Genomic DNA, 21,214 nt, shown 5'->3' on the forward strand with positions numbered 1-21,214 from the left:
CACGTTGCGGCAGCGTTACGCCGCGATGACAGGCCGTCACGCGCGGGTCATGTATCCGACGCGGAACCGTAACGACCCCGCCCTAGGTGCTCGCTCACTGACAATCGGGGGACTTCATGACGACCATTTCTACGCGCCTGGCTCTGGCCGCGCTTGCTGCATCCTGTTCGACGGGTGCGCTTGCCCAGGCGATCGTCGCACCCGATCCGGCGACCGGCCCAGCCGCCCGCGCCGACGTGACGGGCGGCGACGACATCGTCGTCACCGCGCAGAAGCGCGAACAGCGGATCGAGGACGTGCCGCTGACCGTCACCGCGCTGACCGGCGCGAAGATGGCGGATATCGGCGTCAACTCGCTGTCCGAAGTCGCCGCCTATATTCCCGGCCTGCAAATCCAGGAGCAGAGCGCGAACAACCCCGGCTTCGTGATCCGCGGCATCACCTCGGACAATGGCTCGTCGCAGCAGGGTGCGCGCGTGACGCTCTACTATAACGGCGTCGACATCAGCCGCTCGCGCGGCGCCTATCAGGACCTCTACGATCTCGAGCGGATCGAAGTCGTGAAGGGCCCGCAGGCGACGCTGTTCGGCACCGCCGCCGCGGTCGGTGCGATCAACCTCATCTCCGCCAAGCCGCAGCCCGGGACCTCGGGTGCGATCACCGGCGCCTATGGCAATTACAACCGCACGCAGGTGTCGGGCTTTATCAACGCCGGCAACGACGTGCTGTCGGGGCGGCTCGCCTTCGCCTATAAATATCGCGACGGCTATGTCCGCAACATCGCGGGCGATGCGAACATCCCCAACCAGAACCAGGGCAAGGTCGATCAGGACGATCTGAACGGGCAGGACCAGCGCGGCATCCGCGGCTCGCTGCGCTTCCGGCCGAACGACGCGGTCACCGCCGACCTCGTCCTGACCTATGACGGTCAGCGCAATCCCGGCACCGCGTTCAAGAGCCGCGCGCATGCCCCGACCGGCGGCCAGACGGGCGATTACGGCAATGCCGAGCTCTCGGGTTCGCCGTTCAGCGCCGAGGCGCTCGGTGCGCGGAAGCTCGGTCTCGACCGCAACGTCTATGACGCCAATCTGACGGTGTCGGTCGATCTGTCGCCCGGCATCACCTTTACCACCGTCAACGGCTATCGCCGCTTCGACGCGCTCGAGATATTCGACGCGGATGGCGGCCCGGCCTGGTATCTCGAATTCGCCGAGGATGCGAAGGGCGACCAGTGGAGCCATGAGAGCCGCTTCGCGTTCGACGGCCCGAAATATCGCGCGTCGTTCGGGTGGAACGCCTTCTTCGAGAACGGGTCGCAGCGCGTCCCCTTCTCGACCGAGGAGGGCACCTATATCGCTTGCTCGATCGCCACGGCCTATCAGCCGTTCCGCACCGCGCTGAACGGTGCCGGCATCCCGACCGGCCCGGGCTGTGTCGCCGCCAACGGCACGATCCCGGCAGCAACCCGCGCCACCGCGATCCTCACCGGCGGCCGTTCGACGCAGATCCCCTATTCGTCCGAGTTCACCAATTACGGCAACAACGACACCTATTCGGTGTTCGCCGATGCGACCTATATCCCGATCCCGGCGCTCGAGCTGACCGCCGGCGCACGCATCCTGATCGAGGATCGTCAGTCGGGCTATTCGTCGATCCAGCCCAATTCGCAGATTCTCGCCGCGCTGGGCGTCCGCACCAGCCTGCTCGGGACCGCGAACACCAATGGCGTCAAGTTCGAGGCGGACCAGAGCTTCGCCGCGATCCTTCCGCGGTTCAACGCGCTGTTGAAGCTCGACGACGATGTCAGCCTCTATGGCACGATCAGCAAGGGCCGGCGCTCGCCGGTCGTCCAGCTGGCGGCACTCAACGCTGTCAACGGCGTACGCCCCAATCTTCAGATCGTGCCTGAGGAAAATGTGTGGAACTACGAAGGCGGTATCAAGGGTCGCGTCGGACCCTTCACCGGCGCGGCATCGGTCTTCTATCAGACCTATGACGGGTTCCAGGTCTCGGTGAACGAGGTCAATCCCGCCAATGGTGCGGTCGTCGCGGTCACGCGCAGCGCGGGCTCGGCGAAGAATGTCGGCGTCGAGCTCGAGGGCAATCTTGCGCTTGGCCAGTATCTGTCGGTGTTCGGGACCTTCGCCTATCTCGACGGCGGGATCGCGGACCAGCCTGCAGGCACCTTTGCCGGCAACCGCTTCCGCCTCCAGCCGAGCACCACGGCCTCGGGCGGCGCGACGCTCCGCTTCCCCCTCGGCGGCGCGGTCTTCTATGCGACGCCGAGCGCCAACTATCGGTCGAAGGTGTTCTTCGAACTGCCCAACAGCGCCGCGATCAGCCAGCGCGGCTATACGCTGGTCAACCTGCGTGCGGGTATCGAGCTTGCGGACGGGCGTTACCGCGTCGGCGGCTTTGCGCGCAACCTGACGAACAAGCGGTACCTGATCGACGCCGGCAACACGGGCGGCGGCTTCGGCATCCCCACCTATATCGCCGGCGAACCGCGCTTCTACGGCGTCGAGCTCGGCGCCAAGTTCTAAACAGCCCTGTCCCACCCTGTCGTTCCGGCACGCGCCGGGACGGCGGGGACCATCCGCAAAGACCAGTCGGGCGGCTGCAAGTTGGCGCGCCCGGCACTCGTCCGCCGGCTCCTATCCCGGCCCGGTGCGTTGACGCGCATTCCCCATCGCACGAGGTTCTCACGATGCGCGCCATCCCCATCGCTACGGCCGTTTCCGCATGAGCGGTCCGCAGCTCTTCACGCCGTTCAAGGTCGGCAAGCTCGATCTCGCCAACCGGATCGTCATCGCGCCGATGTGCCAATATTCGGCGGTCGACGGCTGCATGACCGACTGGCACCTGATCCATCTCGGGCATCTCGCGCTGTCGGGGGCGGCCCTGATGATGCTCGAAGCCGCCGCGGTGACGCCCGAGGGGCGGATCACCTACGGCGATGTCGGGCTGTATGACGATGCGAGCGAAGCGGCGATCGCGCGGACACTCGAGAGCGTGCGGCGCTGGTCGGACATGCCGATCGGCATCCAGCTGTCGCATGCCGGACGCAAGGCGTCGTGCGAGGTGCCCTGGAAGGGCGGCGGGCAGATCGCGCCGGGCGCCGACAAGGGATGGCAGACCGAAGCCCCCTCCCCGGCCGCTTTCCTGCCCGACGATACGCTGCCGACGGCGCTCGATCGCGAGGGGCTGGCTCGACTGCGCGACGCGTTTGCCGCCGCGGCGACGCGCGCGGGACGGCTCGGGATCGATGCGATCCAGCTGCACGCCGCGCACGGCTATCTGCTCCACCAGTTCCTCTCGCCCTTGGCCAACCATCGCGACGACGATTATGGCGGCAGCCTCGAGAACCGGATGCGCTTCCCGCTCGAAGTGTACGACGCGGTCCGCGCCGCCTTCCCGGCGGATCGCCCGGTGACGATGCGCGTATCTGGCACCGACTGGGTCGAGGGTGGCTGGGACGGTGAACAGACCGTCGCCTTCGCAAAGTCGCTCGAGGCTCGCGGGTGCGATGCGATCCACGTCTCGAGCGGTGGCCTCAGCCCGGACCAGCAGATCCCCGTCGGGCCGAGCTATCAGGTCCCGCTGGCGCGTCAGGTCAAGCAGGCGGTCGGCATCCCCGTCGTCGCGGTCGGGCTGATCACCGACTATGAACAGGCCGAGGCGATCATCGGTACCGGTGACGCCGATCTCGTCGCGCTAGCCCGGACCCTTCTCTACGATCCACGCTGGCCGTGGCATGCCGCCGCACATCTCGGCGGCCATGTGAAGGCACCCGATCAGTATCTCCGTTCACAGCCGCGCCAGTACAAGGACCTGTTCCAGGCCTGACGCGAGCCGCGACCCTCGCGGGTCGCGGCAATGTCTCCAGCGCGGTCAGCCGTTGTCGCGGAAACCGGGATACAGGCTCATCCCGCCGTCGACGGTCAGCGTCGATCCGATGATATAGTCCGCGGCGTCGGACACCAGGAACAGCGCCGCGCGCGCCACGTCGTCGGGCTCGCCGATCCGTCCATAGGGGATGAGCTCGAGCAGCGCGTCGGCGGCGTCGCCCTTGGTCGCATCGGCGTTGATGTCGGTCGCGATCGCGCCGGGCGCCAGCGCATTGACCCGGATCCGCTCCTGCGCCACCTCCTGCGCCAGCGTGCGCATCAGCATCCCGCTGCCGCCCTTCGACGCCGCATAGTTCGCATGCCCCGCCCAGGGGATCGTCTCGTGCACCGAACTCATGAACAGGATTTTGCCGATCGCCCGGCCAAAGCCGCGATCACCCTGCGCGCGGAAGCGGCGTACCGCCTCGCGCGAAACGAGGAACTGGCCCGTCAGGTTGACGTCGATGACGCGGCTCCAATCCGCGAGCGTCATGTCCGCATAGCCCGCATCCTTCTGCATGCCGGCATTGGCGAACACGACATCCACGCCGCCGAAACGCGACACGGTCTCATCGAACAGCCGGAGGACCGCATCCTCGTCCGCGGTATCGGCCTGACAGGCGAACGCCTCGCCGCCGCCTGCAACGATCCGCGCGACCACGTCGTCCGCCGCCTCGCGATTGCTGTTGTAATTGACCGCGACGCGCGCGCCGGCCTGCGCGAACAGCAGCGCCGCGGCGCGTCCGAGGCCGGAACTCGCACCGGTGACGATGGCGGCCTGTCCGGAGAGATCGATGTGCATGGGGCTCGCTTTCGCTAGACTGTCGGGGGTTGCATCCCCAACGCCCGCCTTGCCAAAGCTATCCGTCTGCCCCCACGGGGCGGCTAGTCGTCCAGCGTGTCCGCAGTCCGCAGCGCGCGCACATAGGCCTGCGCGGCCTGTTGCTCGGCCGCGGTCTTGAACGCGTCACGCGGGTCGGGCGCATCGCCGAGAGTCGCCAGCACGGCCCACAGCGCAAACCGCCGGCCGGTCTCGCGCTCGGTCCCGAACGCGATCCGGACGCGCTCGAGACCGTCATCGATCGCGATCGTATCCAGCGTATCGAGATCGGTCGTGCCGAAATAATGGGTGAGCATCGCGTCGAGATCCATGACGCAGCGCTGCCCGAGCCGGGCGATCGTGGCAAGTCATGTCGAACGGCCGCCCCCTCCGTGCGAAAGAGTTGCGCAACGGTCCACCCCGACCTAGATGCCGGTCGCACACGCCCCTCCGCCATTGCGGCGGCGCGGATGCGGTGCGGAAGAGTGTCCGAGTGGTTTAAGGAACTGGTCTTGAAAACCAGCGTAGGGGTAACTCTACCGTGGGTTCGAATCCCACCTCTTCCGCCAATGCTTCGTTTCAGCTTACCTCGCTTCGGCTAATGACAGCGCCCAAGGCCCCGTCTCCGGCGCGTTAGCATCCCCGGAAACCCCAATCCGTTCATAAACAGCGCAATCAAATCGGAGCCACTTTTGGGGCAACGGGTAATCCCGAAGGTCCATAATGGGGTGGGAAGCAAACATTCTTACAGACTGCGCCTGAAGATCGTCTGTAGGGGTACCCTGCTCTCGGAATGACTTGATTTCGGGTTCGGTCAGGCGCTTAGTCTACATCCCAATGCTTTGAGGTAATGCGGGGCTTCAAACAAATGAAGCGGTGGTTGCTCTTGATCGTGAGCGTGGCCTTCAGCCTCCCGGCGCAGGCGCAGCTTGCGGCATCGGTGAAGAATGGCGACTCGACCATCATCGTCACGGGCAACCGAAGCCGCGAATCCAAGGTGGAGTTGAGCGAGTGGCGAATGGCGGAAACGCCGCACGTCGTCGTTTTCAGTCAGGGCGACGAAACGGCATTGCGACGCACCGCGCACAATCTCGAAAAGCTGCACTTCCTGCTCTCGGTCCTTCATGGCCGGGTGGATCAGCCTGACGAGACGATCAAGATCGCCGTGACGATGATCGGCGATGTCGCATCGTTCGAACAGCTTCGACTGACCGAGCTGCGCTGGCAATATGGTCCCTTCCCGCAGGCGTTCGAAAAGACGATCTACTATGATCCGCGCGAGGAAGGGTCGGTGCTCGCAACGACCGAGGAGGGCGTGAACCTGGTTCTTCAGCCCTCCGTCGGCCGCAAGACGAGCCGCAATTGTACGCGCGAGCAGGACCGAAACCCTCCAATCGTTGATTACTACATAAGCCCCAGGGTGACGGCGACCGGACAGCCGACGTACGACGTGAACCAGATTCTCGGACAGCTCGCGGTGAACGAGATCGCCTTTTGCCAATGGGCCGAATCCCGCGTGTATGCCGCCTTCGCCCAGAACTACCTGATGACCTATTTTCCGGCAGCGTATCCGCGCTGGTATCTTCAGGGGTTCGGAGAATTGTTCGCGACGATGGAAGCCGGCGACGACTTCGTGGAATATGGCCACCTTCCGCCTGGCTACGCGAAGGTCATGCATCATTACGGTCTGTATCCGGTCACGCACATCCTCGACGGGCGCTATCTCTCGGGCAAGGGTAGGGCCTGGACGCCCTATCACGCATGGCGGCTGGTCCACCTTCTGTATTTCTCCGAGGAGTGGAAGCCGCGGCTTCACGATTATCTGAAAGCCCTAGCACGGGGTGACGACTTGCCGACCGCCGCGAGCGCCCTTGGCAATCCGAGCCAGTTCCAAAGCGCCGTGACCGCCTACCGAGGCCGCAAATTACAGGCTGAAAAGATGGCCTTTCCGGCCAATCGCGCGCCGGAACCCAGCATCCGCCGTCTGACCCGCGCGGAGGCCGGGCTGATCCGTGGCCGGCTTGAACTCGGCGCGCGGATCGAGGTGCCCGACGCCGGCCCCGACCGTGAGAAGGCGCTCGCACGGCGCTCCGCGTGGCTCGACCGGCTTCGCGACAACGCGACACGCTTCCCCGCCCTGACCGAAAACCATCTGCTCCTGGCCGAGGCCGAATGCCGCACCGGCAATCCCGAAGCCTGTCTTGAAGCCGCTGAGAGGGCGATTGCACAGTCACCGACGGAAACACGCGCGCTGGTGTGGAAAGGCACGGCGCTGACGCAGCTGGCTGTGCGCGCTCCCGCCGTCGAACGTCGGCAGCGGCTTGCAGACGCGAGACGTTTCATCGTCAGGGCCAACCGCCTGGACCCGGAGAGCAGCCTCGCGCTGATCGCGTATCACGACAGCTTTGCAACGGCGGGCCAGCAGGCCCCGGATGTCGCGGTGGAGGGGCTGTACAAGATCGTTCAGTCTGCGCCCGCCGCGCCCGGTCCGAGACTGAAACTCGGTGAGGAGCTGATCGCCCGCGACCTTCGGGGTGAAGCGCGCAAAATGCTGCTGCCGGTCGCCAAAGGGCCGTTCTCAACGCCCGAACAACCCGCCGCCGCCGCTTTGCTGTCGCCAGCGGGAGCGACGGAGCCGGGGCGTTAGCGGCTGCTAAAATCTGGCGTTCGCAGACCGTAGCGCATTTCGAAAAATCGCCGGGGTCCCGATCCGGACCTCGGCGATCACATCAGTCGGTCGCGTTACAGCCGCAGCGAGACACCCGCCACGAGCTGCCGGCCGAGCAGGTCATACCCCATCACGGTATTGCCGCGCAGCAGACCGATCCGCGAACGGCTGTCCGGAATGAGCGGCGGATCGCGGTCGAAGATATTGTTGGCGGCCAGCCGGAACGTCATCTGCTTGTTGATGTCGAAGCTGAGCGCGACGTCGATCCAGTTGTACGAACCGACACCCGGATATTGATCGCGCCGGGCGCTCGCGTCCTGGGCGGGGATGCCGGTGTCCTCGGGCGCATAGATGTCGAGCGGCATCGCGCCGCGGTGGCGCCAGTTGACCGACAGGCTGGTCGTGCTGTCAGGCGCGGTCCAGGTGGTGCGGAGCTGGTGCTTCCAGCGCGGCATGCTCTCGCCGCAGAGATTGCCGAAATACCCCACGCAGTCGCGCGGTTCGATCGTCGGCGACGATTGCGAGCCGACGCGGGTCATCAGCGTCCCGTTGAAGCTCATGTCGAGCCGGCCGACGCCGCCCAGGCCGACATTATACTGCCCCTGGAAATCCCAGCCATGCGACTGCGACTTGTAGCCATTGGCCGAGCCGCGGGCCACCCAACCTGTCGACGGACTGGTCGCAGGCGAGCTCGAGAGCGTGCCGGTGCCAGGATTGCGGACGATGCCGCGGCAGAAGTATTCGTTCCCGGTCGCGAGACACTCGCCGATGATGTTCTGCGGCTGGAGAAAGTCGAGCTGGTCCTTCAGATCGATCAGCCAGCGGTCAATCGACACCGTCAGGCCGGGTATGAAGCGTGGGCGCAGCACGACGCCGAACGTCTTGGTAAAAGCGCTTTCGGGCGTCAGATTGAACCCGCCCTCGCGCACGGTGCACCGATCGTCAGGGCAGATCAGCGAGGCACTGCCATAGAGATTGTCGGCAAGGCCGGTGTTACGGCATTGCTGCAACGTCGCGGACGGCGCCAGTCGCGCGCCGTTGGGGTTCGACGGATCGATCCGCGGTGCGCAGGGATCGGCATAGAAGCCTTGGTTCCAGAAGATGTTGGCGGCCCCCTGCGCGGTGCTGACACCCGGTGCGGCCTGGGACTTGTTGTACGAGGCGCGCAGCGTGATGTCCGCCACCGGCGACCAGAGCCCCTCGACCTTCCAGGTATCGAACTTGCCGGCGAGCCGGTTGTACTGCGACACGCGGTAGCCGGCGTTGACCTGCAACAGCTCGGCGAAGCGGCGATGTTCGATCAGCGGTGCCTGCACCTCGGCATTCGCTTCGAGGATGCTTTGCGTGAAGCGCTGGTTCTCGCCGCCATTGTTCTGCTGGAAGATCTCGTTGACGATGGTGCGTTCCATTTCCTCGCGATATTCCGCGCCCAGCGCGATCGCGATGCCCTGGTCCGCGAGTGGCGAGGTAATGCCGTATCGGCCCAGATCGCCGCTGACGGTGCCGACGAACTGCAACAGGCGCGGAATGCGCGTGCTGATCCCGCCGGTCGCGCCACCGTAGAGATACTGGTTGAGCGCCGCATCCTGGTTGAACGGCGCGAACGCGTTGAAGGGCACGCAGGACGGATCGGTCCCGTTGACGACCGCACGACAGGTCGGCGTCCCGTTGACCCGAACGACGTCGAGCGAACGATTGATGTTCTCGAAGCGCGCGAACGGCACGTCGATGGTGTCGAGGCGCGCGCGCGAGATCATGCCCGCGACATCGTACGACCACACGTCGTCAAAGCCGCGCCCGCGCAGCCCTGCGACGATACGATAGCCCTCATTGGTGAAGCGCTGCCGCACCAGTGGCAGCCCGTCGAAGCGATAGCGGACGTCGATCGGCGCATATTGTCCGGCAACACCGGCGTTGGCGCCGCACAGATCCTGTGCCTGCGAGGACGACAGGAACGCGTTGTCGCAATTCACGCGGAACGGGTCCGAGCCGTACGCACCGAAGTTGAAGGTGCGGTTGAGCTGGGTGTTGTAGGATTTGTCGCGGTAGAACAGCCCGTTGCCGTACAACTCGATGTCGTCGGTGATCTTGGCAGTCAGGAAACCGCCAAGGTTGACGCGGTTGAACGCGCGCTGGACCGCCCAATTGTCATAGGGGTTGGCAGACGAGCCCTGCGGCCCGCTGTTGATCGGGATGAAGGTCCCGTTGCCGTTGGGATTGTTGACCAGGATCTGCCCGGCGCGCGGCCCCGACTGCGGAATGATCGTACCGGCGGGCGTGAAGCTTGCACGCGAACAACCGAGCGGCGAGGTGTTGGTCGGCTGGACCGCCTCGCAGACCGAATAGGAGCGATCGACCAGCTCGATCGGATTGGACTGGCGGTAGTTGATGAACCCGGTGAGGTTCACCCGGTCGTTAAACAAATTGGTACCCGCCGCCAGGCTGACATCCGAACGACCACCGTCATTGGTCAATCCGCGCTTGGCGGCGAAACCCGCGCGACCTGCCGCCTCGGTGACCGCGTTGCTGCCATTGTCGTGATTGTAGAAGCTGTAGTTCGCGTCGAGCCGGATGCCTTCGAAATTCTTCTTCAGCACGAAGTTGACGACGCCCGACACCGCGTCGGATCCGTAAACGGACGAGGCACCGCCGGTGAGCACGTCGATTCGCTCGACCAGCGCGTTGGGGATGATGCCGACGTCGACCGTGTTGGCCAGTCCCATGCGGAGGCCGTCGATCAGCGTCAGCGTGCGCTCATAGCCCAGGCTGCGTAGCTTGATGCGCTGACGACCTTCGGAATCGCTGAAATTCTGTTCCGAGTTCACCTGCACCTGCGGCAGGCGGTTCAGCACCTCCTCGATCGTCGTCGCGCCCTGTGCCGCGATTTCCGCGGCGGTCGTCGTCACGATCGGTGCGGCGGACCGGTTGTTCGGCCGCGCGATGCGCGTGCCGGTCACGACGATATCCGACGCTTCCCGCCGATCGCCGGTGCGTTCGGCATCTGCGCCGAGCTTGGCGGAGGCGACGGGATCGCCGATCGCCGTCTGGCTTTCCTGCGCAGCATCGCCCGCGCCTGTATCCGACGCCTGGGCCGGCATCGCAAACAACGCCGCGACGCAACATGTCGTAGTCAGAAACCCTTTGAACAGCACCATTCTATCACCCCCCATGTTGCCGATCGGGTCACATGGATGGTGATGCATCGTATCGATTGCTGCCGACCCTGTTCGGAAGCGTTCGATGAACAACAGGACGCGCTTTCATCGGGATCTGTCGCCCCGTGACCTTGCTGACCTTGTTCGGCATTACCATCCGGACCCTCGGACAGGCACATGCTGTCACGTCCCAAATATCAAAACAATACCAATAATTTCAGAAATGACACGCGGTATGGATTTTGTGTCGTAACGGTCTCAATCGGTATCAATGACAGGACTTTGCGTTCCTCAGACCGCACCATTCCGCTTCCGTTGCGAGTCCGTCCGCCATGGAATAGTATCCGCTGGGGTCATTGCTATCGGTCGTCGGTCAACGCGCCAAAAGCGCAAGCAAAGCGGAGAAACTTGCTTGTGACGCGACGCTCTAGACCCGGCGTGACGTGCTCTCGCCTTCCATCCACTCGCGACCGGCGAAGATCACGTCCGAGACCGGTACAAAGCGGAGCGGCGACGACAGGACAAGAAGCGACCCGATAAAAGAGATTTGCGAGTGACGATCGCGATCAATCGGTTAGACCCTGCCGCACAAGGGGAGATCTCTACACCATGAAGCACCGCGCACTGACCGCCATCGCACTCTGCCTCGTCGCCACCGAACTGTCCGCACAGACCACGCCGCCACCAGCCGCCAAGCCCGTCGAACGGACCCAGGCGCCCGAGAATCAGGCGACGGCGCCCACCCCCGCGACGACCCGCGCCGACCCCAATCCGTCGCCCCAGCCCGTCGCCGCAGCCCCGGTCACTGCCGCCGTGCCCGCCAATGCGTCGGCTGCCACATCGAAATCGTCCGCCAAGCCGCCGGTCTGGGACGTCATGCAGCCGCGCGGACTGAAGACGCGCGAGGTCGCCCTGCATGTCGACGAGGGCAGCTGGATGAACGTCGACGTCTCGCCCGACGGCCGGCTGATCGCCTTCGATCTGCTCGGCGACCTCTACACCATGCCGATCACGGGCGGCACGCCGCGACGCATCGCCGAGGGGCTGGCGTTCGAGCATCAGCCGCGCTTCTCACCCGACGGCCGCCGCATCGCCTTCACGTCGGACCGCGGCGGTGGCGACAATATCTGGGTGATGAACGTCGACGGCAGCGACAAGCGCCAGGTGACGAACGAGGATTTCCGCCTGCTCAACCAGCCGAGCTGGAGCCCGGACGGCCGGTTCATCGCCGCGAAGAAGCATTTCACGACCGGCCGCTCGCTCGGCACGGGCGAGATCTGGCTCTATCACGTCTCGGGCGGCGGCGGCGTCCAGCTGGTCAAACGCGCGAGCGAGGTTCTGCAGAAGGAACTGGGCGAGCCGATCTACGCGCCCGATGGCAAGAGCATCTTCTACACGCGCAACATCTCGCCCGGCCCGATCTTCGAATATGCGCAGAATTCGCGCACCGACCTGTTCGACATCGAACGCTATGACGTCGACAGCGGCGAGGTCAGCACCGCGGTCTCCGGGGTCGGCGGCTCGGTCCGGCCGACCCCGTCGCGTGACGGCAAGCGGATCGCCTTTGTCCGGCGCGAGAACAACGTCACCAAATTATGGGTGAAGGACTTCGCGACCGGGGTCGAACGGATGATCTATGGTCCGCTCGACCGCGACGTGCAGGAGACATGGGCGGTGACGGGCGTCTATCCCGACATGGCCTGGACGCCGGGCGACACGGCGATCGTCTTCTGGGCGGGGGGCAAGCTGCGCCGGGTGGCCCCCGACGGCTCGGGCGCGGCGGTCATCCCGTTCCGCATCGACGATACGCGCGTCATCGTCGATGCGGTCCATCCGCAGGTCGCGGTCGCACCCGACCGGTTCGCGACGAAGATGCCGCGCTGGGCCAGTGTGTCGCCCGATGGCCGCACCGTCGTGTTCGAGACGCTCGGCAAGCTCTGGACCAAGCCCGTTGCGGGCGGCACCGCGACCCGGCTGACGCGCGGCGCGGACGAATTCGAACTGTTCCCAAGCTGGTCGCGCGACGGTCGTCAGATCGTGTTCGTCGGCTGGACGGATGCCGGACTCGGCCAGATCCGGACGATCGCGGCAGGCGGCGGCTCGCCCCGCACCGTCACGACCGTCGCCGGCCATTATCGCCGCCCGCGCTTTTCACCCGACGCGCGCTCGATCGTGTTCGAACAGGGCCCCGGCGGCGGGCTGACCGCGGCGCGGGGCAATCCCGACGCCGGGGCCTACCGCGTCGCCGCCAGCGGCGGTGCGCCGGTGCGGATCGCCAAGGAGGCGAGCGGCCCGCAATTCGGGGCGGCGAACGACCGCGTCTTCCTGATGGCGACCGAGAAGGACAAGCGCCAGCTGATCAGCACCGACCTCAACGGACAGGACCGCCGCGTCCATGCCTCGGGCGAGCTGGTCAATGACTATCAGATCTCACCACAGGGCGATTACGTCGCCTTCCGTCAGAATTACGAGGCGTTCGTGATGCCGCTGATGCCGGGACGCCAGGCGGTCGAGACCGATGCCAAGGGCGGCCCCCTGCCCGTCACCCGCGTCAGTGGCGACGGTGCGGACTTCATCAACTGGTCGAACGACGGCCGGCAGATCCACTGGAGCGCGGGCCCGACGCTCTACACGGCCGAGACCGCGGCGCTGTTCCGCGCGGTGCCGACGCCGAAGGGTGAGGACGCGCCGAAGTTCGTCGCGCCGCGCACCGGCACCTCGCTGTCGATGGACATCGCCGCCGCCAAGCCTGACGCGACGGTGGCGCTGACCGGCGCACGCGTCGTGACGATGGCGAAGGCCGATGGCGGGATCATCGACGATGCGACGATCCTGATCCGCGGCGACCGCATCGTCGCGGTCGGGCCACGAGCCACGGTCGCCATTCCCGCAGGCGCGAAGACCGTCGATCTGGCGGGCAAGACGGTCATCCCCGGGCTGGTCGACGCGCATGCGCATGGTCCGCAGGGTGAGGACGAGATCGTCCCCCAGCAGAACTGGTCGGCGATGGCGAACCTCGCGCTCGGCACCACGACGATCCACGATCCGTCGTCGCGCTCCGCCGAAATCTTCCCGGCGGCCGAGATGCAGCAGGCCGGCATGCTGCTCGCACCGCGCACCTTCTCGACCGGCGAGATCGTCTATGGCGCCAAGGCGCCCGACGTCTATGCGCAGATCGACACCTATGAGGACGCGCTCGCCGTCGTCCGCCGCCTCAAGGCGCAGGGCGCACGCAGCGTGAAGAACTATAACCAGCCACGCCGCGAGCAGCGCCAGATGGTCGTGGCGGCAGCGCAGGCGGAAGGCATGGAGGTCGTGCCCGAGGGCGGCTCGCTCTTCACGCTCGACATGAGCCTGGTGCAGGACGGCAATTCCACGGTCGAGCACAATGTTCCGCTCGAGCATTTCTACGCAGATGTGGTCGATCTCTGGTCACAGACGACGGTCGGCTACACGCCGACGCTCGTGGTTGCCTATGGCGGGCCGGCGGGCGATCCCTATTGGCGCGCGCACAGCGACGTGTGGCGGCATCCGCTGCTCGCCCGCCATGCGCCGCCGGCACTGCTCGCGGCGCAGAATGCGCGGCGCGAGATCGCGCCCGAGGAGGATTATGTCGATGGCGCGACCGCACGCGAGGCGCGCAAGCTCGCGGTCAAGGGCGTACCCGTGGCGATCGGCGCGCACGGCCAGCAGCCGGGGCTTGGCGCGCATTGGGAGCTGTGGAGCTTCGTCCGGGGCGGGTTCAGCCCAATCGAGGCGCTGCGTGCGGGTACGATCGAATCGGCACGATCGCTGGGATACGCCAAGGACGTCGGCTCGCTCGAACCCGGCAAGCTCGCCGATCTGGTCGTGCTGACCGCCGACCCGACAAGCGACATCCGCAACAGCGACAAGGTCGCGCAGGTGATGCTCGGCGGCCGCCTTTATGATGCGGCGACGCTGAACGAGACGATCACCGGCACGCGCAAGCGCCAGGCCTATTGGTGGGAGGGCGGCAGCGCGGGCGCCGATACGGGCGCACGCATCACCGTCGGCCACGGACACGGGGATGTCGACTGACATCCCCAATCGGAACCGGCGCTGAGGTCGACAGCGATTAGTAGATGTCGCGGCGGTACAGCCCGGCCTCGCTCATCGCCTCGACCCGGTCGTCGCCGAGGATGATCCGAAGTTCGGCATCGACCGCGCCGGCCATTCCGACGAGACTGCCGCAGACATAGATCGCCGCCCCGCGGTTCGCCCAGTCGAGCATCCGGTCGGCCTGTTCCGCGACCAGCGCCTGGACATAACGTTCGCATCCGGCATCGCGCGAGAAGGCTCGGTCGATCCGCTCGAGTGTACCCACAATGTGCAGCGCTTCGAGCTCGGCCGCGAGGGGACGATCGGATGCGCTGCTGCGTTCGCCATAGAGCAGCCAGGCGGGCGCGCCGCCGGTCCGCGCCCGCTCGCGAAGATGCGCCATCAGCCCGGCGAGGCCGGTGCCGTTGCCGATCAGCACGAGCGGGGTCGCCGGATCCATCGGTGTCGCAAACCCCGGATTGGCACGAAGCCGTATGGCGATAGGATCACCGATCGACGCCACTTCCGTCAGCCACCCCGAGCCGATGCCGAGCCCGCCATCGGCTGCGGGACATTGCCGCACAAGCAGTTCGACGCGGCCCGACTCTGGTAGCGACGCGACCGAATATTCGCGATGCGCAAGCGGCGGTAGCGCCAACGGATCCCGCCCCCCGGCCTCGAACGTCGCCGGATCGGGCAGCGTCGCCCTGGCGAGTGCGACCGCGACCCGGCCGTCGTCGACGATCCCGCAATCGGCTAGGAACCGCGCGACGCGGGCCGGATCGTGACGCGGCTCGATCTCGGCGATCGCGCCCGGTGCCCAGCGCGTGCCCGCGGGAATGCCGAGTTCGACCCGGTACATCGGCGCGCCCGGGCTGTCGGGATTGAGCCATGTTCGTGCGACCAGCGGCCAGGCGGCATAGTCCGCCGGCTGCCAGTCAGGCTGCGCCGGATCCGCGCCGATCGCGTGAAGCTGTTGCTGCCACTGGCGTTCGCCGTCCGCATCGGCCGCATCGAGCTCGATCCGGTCGAACAGGCGCTGCGCCCCACTGGCATGCAGCCATGCGTCGACGCGCTGACCAAAGGCGCAATAGTCGGGATATTCGCGGTCGCCCAGCGCCAGCACCGCGTAGCGGACCCCGTCGAGATCGGCCGGCGCGGCCATGACGCGGCGCTCGAACGCCCGCGCGGTGTCCGGCGCATCGCCCTCGCCATAGGTCGCCACGACGAACAGGACGGTGCCGGCATCGCGCAGATCGGCCGGCGACACCGTCGCCAGCGGTCGGATCGCAGCACCCGGGAACGCCGCAGCGCTGAGGCGTGCGAGACGCTCGGCGGTGCCGGTCTGCGACGCGTGGACGACCAGCACGCCGGGTCGGTCCGCCCCCCCGTTGTCGGCCGAGGCCGTTACCACGACCGCCGCGAGCGCCCGCTTGGTCCGCCGTCGGCCCAGATACAGCAGCAGGCCGGTGACCGTGAACAGCGGCATCGTCAGGCTCGTCAGGAACAGCGCGATCCGCCCGGGCAGACCGAAGAATGCCCCCGTGTGGAGCGGATAGATACTGGTCGCGATCGTCTCGCCGACGCCGCGCTCGGCGTAGCGCTCCGCCTTGGTCAGCGCGCCGCTGCGCGCGTCGAAGCGGAGCTCGTCGGTCATACGGTCGAACCGCGCGCCGATCGGCACCATCCGCATCGTCACGGGCGCCGGGCCCTGCGGGACCGTTATCGTCACCCGGTCGAAACGCGAACCCTCGCTACGCCGGAACCCCGCCCAGGCCGGGGCGATCGGTCGCGACTCTTCCGTCACCTCACCCCGGTCGCCGCGACGGCCACCCGGCGCGCGCCCCTCGCGCCCGCCACGTTCGGGCCGCTCGGTCGTACCGGTCAGCATGTACCGCGCGCCCCGCTGATACCAGTCATAGGACCACCAGAGGCCGGTCGCCGCACTCAGCAGGTAGAAGACGAGCACCCAGCCGCCGATCACCGCATGAAGCGCGCGGTACAGGTTGCGTCCGGTCTTGCGCAGGTCGAGTACGAACCAGGCGCGCCAGTCGAGCGGGTGGCGCGGCCAGCGCAGATACAGCCCCGACACCGCAAAGAAGACGAGCGCCAGCGCGGACAGGCCGGTCAGCTGACTGCCGATGCCGTTGCGTCCGCCCGGCAGCGCGAGCCAGCGATGCAGGTTCTCGATCGTGCGGAACACCCCCGCGCCGGTGGCGGTGCCGAGCAACCGGCCGGTTCGCGGGTCGATATAGCTGCGCTCGCCACCGCGCTGGCCCTTCTTCGCGGCGAAGCGCACCTGCGCCGCGAGGGTTGGATCGCGCGCGATCGTCAGATCCTGCACCCGCTTGCCCCCGCGCTGCGCGGATGCGGCCCGGACCAGAGCATCAGGTGACAGCCTTGCCACATCGCCCGCCCCACTTGGCAGCGGTGCGAGGGTCACCACGCCCGGGCTGAGCGCCGCCATGATCTCGTCCTCGAACGCCATCGCGGCGCCGGTCACGCCCATCAGTGCGAGCACGAAACCCGCGGTAATCCCCAGAAACCAGTGCATCTGGAACAGCACGCGGCGCAGCGTCATTGCGCGCAGTCTCGAACGATCATCATCTGTCTTCAGCCCCCCAAATCACAGATGCCGCACTATCACGTATTGCTATTGGTTCTCAAGTGCAGCTTTGAGCGGGTGTTGGCGGACGGTTGTCGTCACGCATCGACGCTTGCCCGGAGGTCGCGGATCGGCAAGCATGGACCAAAGGGGAGAGACACATGAAGACCGCGATACTGGTCGCGCTGGCTGCGGCGACCACAATTCCGGCCGACGCACAAACGGCGCCACCAGCTGTGACCTATATCCAGGCCGGCACACTGCTCGATCGTCCGGGCCAGGCGCCGCGCGGCGCGACCACGATCATCGTCCGCGACGGCAAGATCGTCGCGCTACGCGACGGGTTCGTGGCGCCGGAGGCGGGCGCGACACTCGTCGACCTGCGCACCGCGTTCGTCATGCCGGGCATGGTCGACATGCACGTCCATCTCTGGGGCATCGGCGGCGACCCGATGCGCGCGCGGCTCGAGGCGATGACCCGCGACCGGTTCGATGACGAGATGACAGCGGTCGCCAATGCACGGCAGACGCTCGCCGCAGGTTTCACCTCGGTCCGCGATCTTGGCGGCGATCCGCGCGGCATCCGTGCTTTGCGTGACGCGATCGACGCGGGCGCGATCGAAGGGCCGAGCATCACCAATGCCGGCGAGATGATCTCCGTCACCGGCGGGCACGGCGATGGCGGCAACGGCCTCGCCGAGGAATTCGCCGATATGGTCCATGGTCGCGAGGTCAATGTCTGCAACGGGCCCGACGACTGCCGCCGCGCGGTCCGGGCGCAGGTTGCGCTCGGTGCGCGTGTCATCAAGTTCGCGGCGACCGGCGGCGTGCTGTCGAACGTCAGCGGCGGCCTTGGCCGGGCGATGACCCCGGACGAAATGCGCGCGATCATCGACACTGCGCACATGCTCGGCCGCAAGGTCGCGGCGCACAGCCACGCGACCGAAGGAACCCGCGCCGCGCTCGAGGCGGGGGTCGATTCGATCGAACACGGCACGTTTCTCGACGACGAGACGATCCGTCTATTCAAGACCAGGGGCGCCTATCTGGTGCCGACCGAGATCGCACCGGTCGCGGCACTCGCCCAGGCACGCGGCGGCGCCCTGCCCCCGGCCACCATCGTCAAGGCGGAGTCCGCCGCCGCAGCCATGGCCGCCAGCCATCGCCGTGCCTATGCGGCCGGCGTCAAGGTCGCCTTCGGAACGGATACCGGCGTGTCGAAGCACGGCGACAATGCGACCGAATTCGCGCTGCTCGTGCAAAACGGCCTTACCCCGGCACAAGCCATCGCCGCAGCGACGAGCGGCGCGGCGGATCTGCTTGGGCGGGACGATATTGGCACGCTCGCGCCCGGCAAGACCGCGGACATCATCGCGGTGCGGGGGTCCCCGCTCGACGACGTGAACCGGCTCACGCATGTCGATTTCGTCATGCACCGCGGAGTCGTGGCGAAGGCGGTCGCGGCGAAGTGATCGTCACGCGGCGGCGGCCCTTGTGCATCGAGCGCACCGCCGCCGCAGCGGCTCAGGCGGTCAGTTGACGACGCCGGATCTCGCCGAGCAGCGCTTCGGCGGCGGGGTCGCCGACCTCGCCCTCCGTCGCGCGATAGGCCGCGATCACATCCGCATCCGACGCATCGGCCAGCAGCCCACGGACCTCGGCGTCGAACGCATCGACCTCACCCGCTGCAGCATCGGCGGCGTCGTCGCTGCTGATCGCCGGTGCGTCGGCAGGCGACGGTTCATGCGCCATGATCGCGTCCTGCTTGAACACGTCAAAGGCGTCTGCGGCCTCGTCACGCTCGACAAAGGCGATCTTGAGCGAGGTGAGCAGATCGAGCTGCGATGCGATATTTTCCATATGCTCACGGTAGGCACAGGCCCGCGAATGGCAAGCGCGATCGCGTCTCAACGGGACAAGTCCGTCGCTCGCTGGCCACGGCGCGCCGCTCGTCCCGAAGCGGGGCAGCCTATTGTACGATCAATCTCGTCCGCGTCTCTTGACGATCGGGCAATGGCCTATACGATAGCGGTAACATGAGTGGAGAGGGAAATTGATGTCGCATATCGCCGCGCCGGTCCTGTCGGCGTTGCCTGCGGACTGGCGCAACGCGCTGCTGCTTGGCCGGGTTGATCTCGGCGAAGGTCCCACGCCGATATTGGTCAGCCGCGGTGGAGTCTTCGACATGTCCCGCGTCGCACCGACCGTGTCCGCGCTCGTCGCGGGCGGCACGTTCGACACGGCAGCCGGCCAGTCGCTGGGCACGCTCGAATCGCTCGACCTGTCCGCGGCGGTCGATGCCCCTGCGCGCCTGCTGAGCCCGATCGACCTGCAATGCGTCAAGGCCGCCGGCGTGACGTTCGCGGTGTCCGCGATCGAGCGCGTCATCGAGGAGCGTGCGCGGGGCGATGCCTCCAAGGCCGTTGAAGTGCGTGGCCGGCTCGAAGCCCGGATCGGCGGCAGCGTCCGTTCGGTCGTGCCGGGCTCCGCCGAGGCGGCGGCGCTCAAGGCGGCGCTGATCGAGGACGGGATGTGGTCGCAATATCTCGAGGTCGCGATCGGCCCCGATGCGGAGATCTTCACCAAGAGCCCGACGCTCTCGACCGTCGGCTGGGGTGGCCCGATCGGGATCCGGTCCGATTCGACGTGGAACAACCCCGAACCCGAAGTCGTGCTGCTAGTCGATGCAGACGGCGCGATCGTCGGCGCGACGCTCGGCAACGACGTCAACCTGCGCGATTTCGAGGGCCGCTCCGCACTGCTGCTGAGCAAGGCCAAGGATAATAACGCCTCCTGCTCGATCGGGCCGTTCATCCGCCTGTTCGACGAAGGCTTCTCGCTCGACGACGTCCGCGCGAGCGACGTGACGCTCAAGATCGAGGGCGAGGACGGCTATGTGCTCGACGGGCATAGCTCGATGCGCGAGATCAGCCGCGACCCGACCGATCTCGTCACGCAGGCGATGAGCGAGCATCATTATCCGGACGGCTTCGTCCTGTTCCTCGGCACGCTGTTCGCGCCCACCAAGGACCGCGACGAGCCCGGCCGCGGCTTCACGCACAAGATGGGCGACGTCGTCACCATCTCGAACCCGAAGCTCGGCGCTTTGGTGAACCGTGTCACCACCTCGCGCGATGCGCCCGCATGGACGCTGGGCATCGGCGGCCTGATGGCCAATCTCGCGCATCGCAAACTTCTCGACGCATGACCTACGATCAGACGGAGACTCCCGTGTTGCAGCAGACCAGCGCCGGTGAAGGCCGCGCCATCTATCCCAGTCTTGCCGGCAAGCGGGTCCTCGTGACCGGCGGAGGCTCGGGCATCGGCGCGGGTCTGGTCGAGGCGTTTGTCACCCAGGGTGCGCGCGTCGCGTTCGTCGACGTCGCCGACGAACCCAGCCAGGCGCTGCTCGAACGCCTCGCGGTCGATGCGGCCCATGTGCCGATCTATCATCGCTGCGACCTGACCGACATCGATCAGCTTAAGGACGTTTTCGGTAAGCTCGAGCAGGCGCTCGGCGGGATCGACATCCTGATTAACAATGCGGGCAATGACGACCGGCACGGCGTCGACGAGGTCACGCCCGCTTATTGGGACGAGCGGCTGAACGTCAATCTTCGGCACCAGTTTTTTGCAGCCCAGGCCGTCGTCCCTGCGATGAAGCGCGCCGGCGGCGGCACGATCCTCAACTTCGGTTCGATCAGCTGGCATCTCGCGCTGCCCGACCTGGTCCTGTACCAGACGTGCAAGGCAGCGATCGAGGGCCTGACGCGCGGCCTCGCACGCGACCTCGGCCGCGACGGCATCCGCGTCAACACGATCGTCCCGGGCAATGTCCAGACGCCGCGCCAGGAGAAATGGTACACGCCCGAGGGGGAGGCGGAGATCGTCGCCGCCCAGTGCCTCGACGGCCGGATCCAGCCGATCGACGTCGCAGCACTCGTGCTGTTCCTCGCGTCGGACGATGCGCGGATGTGCACCGGGCACGATTATTTCATCGATGCGGGCTGGCGCTGAACC

The 21,214-nt window shown here is 66.6% G+C and carries 12 protein-coding genes and 1 tRNA gene; 8 read left to right on the plus strand and 5 right to left on the minus strand.

Annotated elements, in window-relative coordinates; genetic code table 11:
• The first annotated feature begins 116 nt into the window (after positions 1 to 116).
• On the plus strand, positions 117 to 2,543 hold the full coding sequence (locus NEF64_RS10820; protein WP_252573730.1) for a TonB-dependent receptor: 2,427 nt from the start codon (positions 117 to 119) through the stop codon (positions 2,541 to 2,543).
• A gap of 199 nt (positions 2,544 to 2,742) precedes the next feature.
• Entirely contained in the window at positions 2,743 to 3,846 is a 1,104-nt protein-coding gene (locus NEF64_RS10825) for an NADH:flavin oxidoreductase/NADH oxidase (RefSeq protein WP_056408016.1), read from the plus strand.
• Positions 3,847 to 3,891: 45 nt separating this feature from the next.
• On the opposite strand, the gene NEF64_RS10830 is transcribed toward NEF64_RS10825, so the two are convergent.
• Both NEF64_RS10830 and NEF64_RS10835 read right to left on the minus strand, forming a co-directional pair.
• Positions 3,892 to 4,689 (minus strand): glucose 1-dehydrogenase, encoded by a 798-nt coding sequence (locus NEF64_RS10830; RefSeq protein WP_056408014.1) that lies wholly within the window; start codon positions 4,687 to 4,689, stop codon positions 3,892 to 3,894.
• A gap of 83 nt (positions 4,690 to 4,772) precedes the next feature.
• Positions 4,773 to 5,039 carry a hypothetical protein gene (locus tag NEF64_RS10835; protein WP_056408008.1) on the minus strand — a complete coding sequence of 89 codons (267 nt, stop codon included), beginning with the start codon at positions 5,037 to 5,039 and terminating at the stop codon, positions 4,773 to 4,775.
• 147 nt (positions 5,040 to 5,186) lie between these two features.
• On the opposite strand from NEF64_RS10835, the gene NEF64_RS10840 reads away from it, so the two are divergent.
• Together NEF64_RS10840 and NEF64_RS10845 are read left to right on the plus strand one after the other, a co-directional pair.
• A tRNA-Ser gene (locus NEF64_RS10840) sits at positions 5,187 to 5,276 on the plus strand.
• 299 nt (positions 5,277 to 5,575) lie between these two features.
• Positions 5,576 to 7,354 (plus strand): tetratricopeptide repeat protein, encoded by a 1,779-nt coding sequence (locus NEF64_RS10845; protein WP_056408006.1) that lies wholly within the window; start codon positions 5,576 to 5,578, stop codon positions 7,352 to 7,354.
• A gap of 95 nt (positions 7,355 to 7,449) precedes the next feature.
• Here the strand turns inward: NEF64_RS10845 and NEF64_RS10850 are convergent, their stop codons facing one another.
• The gene (locus NEF64_RS10850; RefSeq protein WP_200912203.1) at positions 7,450 to 10,473 is read right to left on the minus strand and encodes a TonB-dependent receptor plug domain-containing protein; all 3,024 of its coding nucleotides are present in this window, start codon (positions 10,471 to 10,473) and stop codon (positions 7,450 to 7,452) included.
• 666 nt (positions 10,474 to 11,139) lie between these two features.
• Between NEF64_RS10850 and NEF64_RS10855 the strand changes: the two genes are divergently transcribed.
• Positions 11,140 to 14,589: an amidohydrolase family protein gene (locus tag NEF64_RS10855; protein ID WP_056408001.1), complete on the plus strand. Its 3,450-nt coding sequence runs from the start codon at positions 11,140 to 11,142 to the stop codon at positions 14,587 to 14,589.
• Positions 14,590 to 14,626: 37 nt separating this feature from the next.
• Here the strand turns inward: NEF64_RS10855 and NEF64_RS10860 are convergent, their stop codons facing one another.
• Positions 14,627 to 17,170, minus strand: coding sequence for a PepSY domain-containing protein (locus NEF64_RS10860; RefSeq protein ID WP_056407999.1), 2,544 nt, complete (start codon positions 17,168 to 17,170; stop codon positions 14,627 to 14,629).
• Positions 17,171 to 17,355: 185 nt separating this feature from the next.
• On the opposite strand from NEF64_RS10860, the gene NEF64_RS10865 reads away from it, so the two are divergent.
• Positions 17,356 to 18,666, plus strand: coding sequence for a metal-dependent hydrolase family protein (locus NEF64_RS10865; RefSeq protein WP_031394589.1), 1,311 nt, complete (start codon positions 17,356 to 17,358; stop codon positions 18,664 to 18,666).
• Between the two features lie 52 nt (positions 18,667 to 18,718).
• On the opposite strand, the gene NEF64_RS10870 is transcribed toward NEF64_RS10865, so the two are convergent.
• Positions 18,719 to 19,054, minus strand: a complete 336-nt coding sequence (locus tag NEF64_RS10870) for a hypothetical protein (RefSeq protein ID WP_031394590.1) — start codon at positions 19,052 to 19,054, stop codon at positions 18,719 to 18,721.
• Positions 19,055 to 19,250: 196 nt separating this feature from the next.
• Between NEF64_RS10870 and NEF64_RS10875 the strand changes: the two genes are divergently transcribed.
• Positions 19,251 to 20,402: a fumarylacetoacetate hydrolase family protein gene (locus NEF64_RS10875; RefSeq protein WP_056407996.1), complete on the plus strand. Its 1,152-nt coding sequence runs from the start codon at positions 19,251 to 19,253 to the stop codon at positions 20,400 to 20,402.
• Entirely contained in the window at positions 20,399 to 21,211 is an 813-nt protein-coding gene (gene xylB, locus NEF64_RS10880; RefSeq protein WP_051916430.1) for a D-xylose 1-dehydrogenase, read from the plus strand. The genes NEF64_RS10875 and xylB overlap by 4 nt, the downstream gene beginning before the upstream one ends.
• The last annotated feature ends 3 nt before the right edge of the window (positions 21,212 to 21,214 follow it).

Source organism: Sphingomonas aerolata (assembly GCF_023935825.1).
Lineage (GTDB): Bacteria > Pseudomonadota > Alphaproteobacteria > Sphingomonadales > Sphingomonadaceae > Sphingomonas > Sphingomonas aerolata.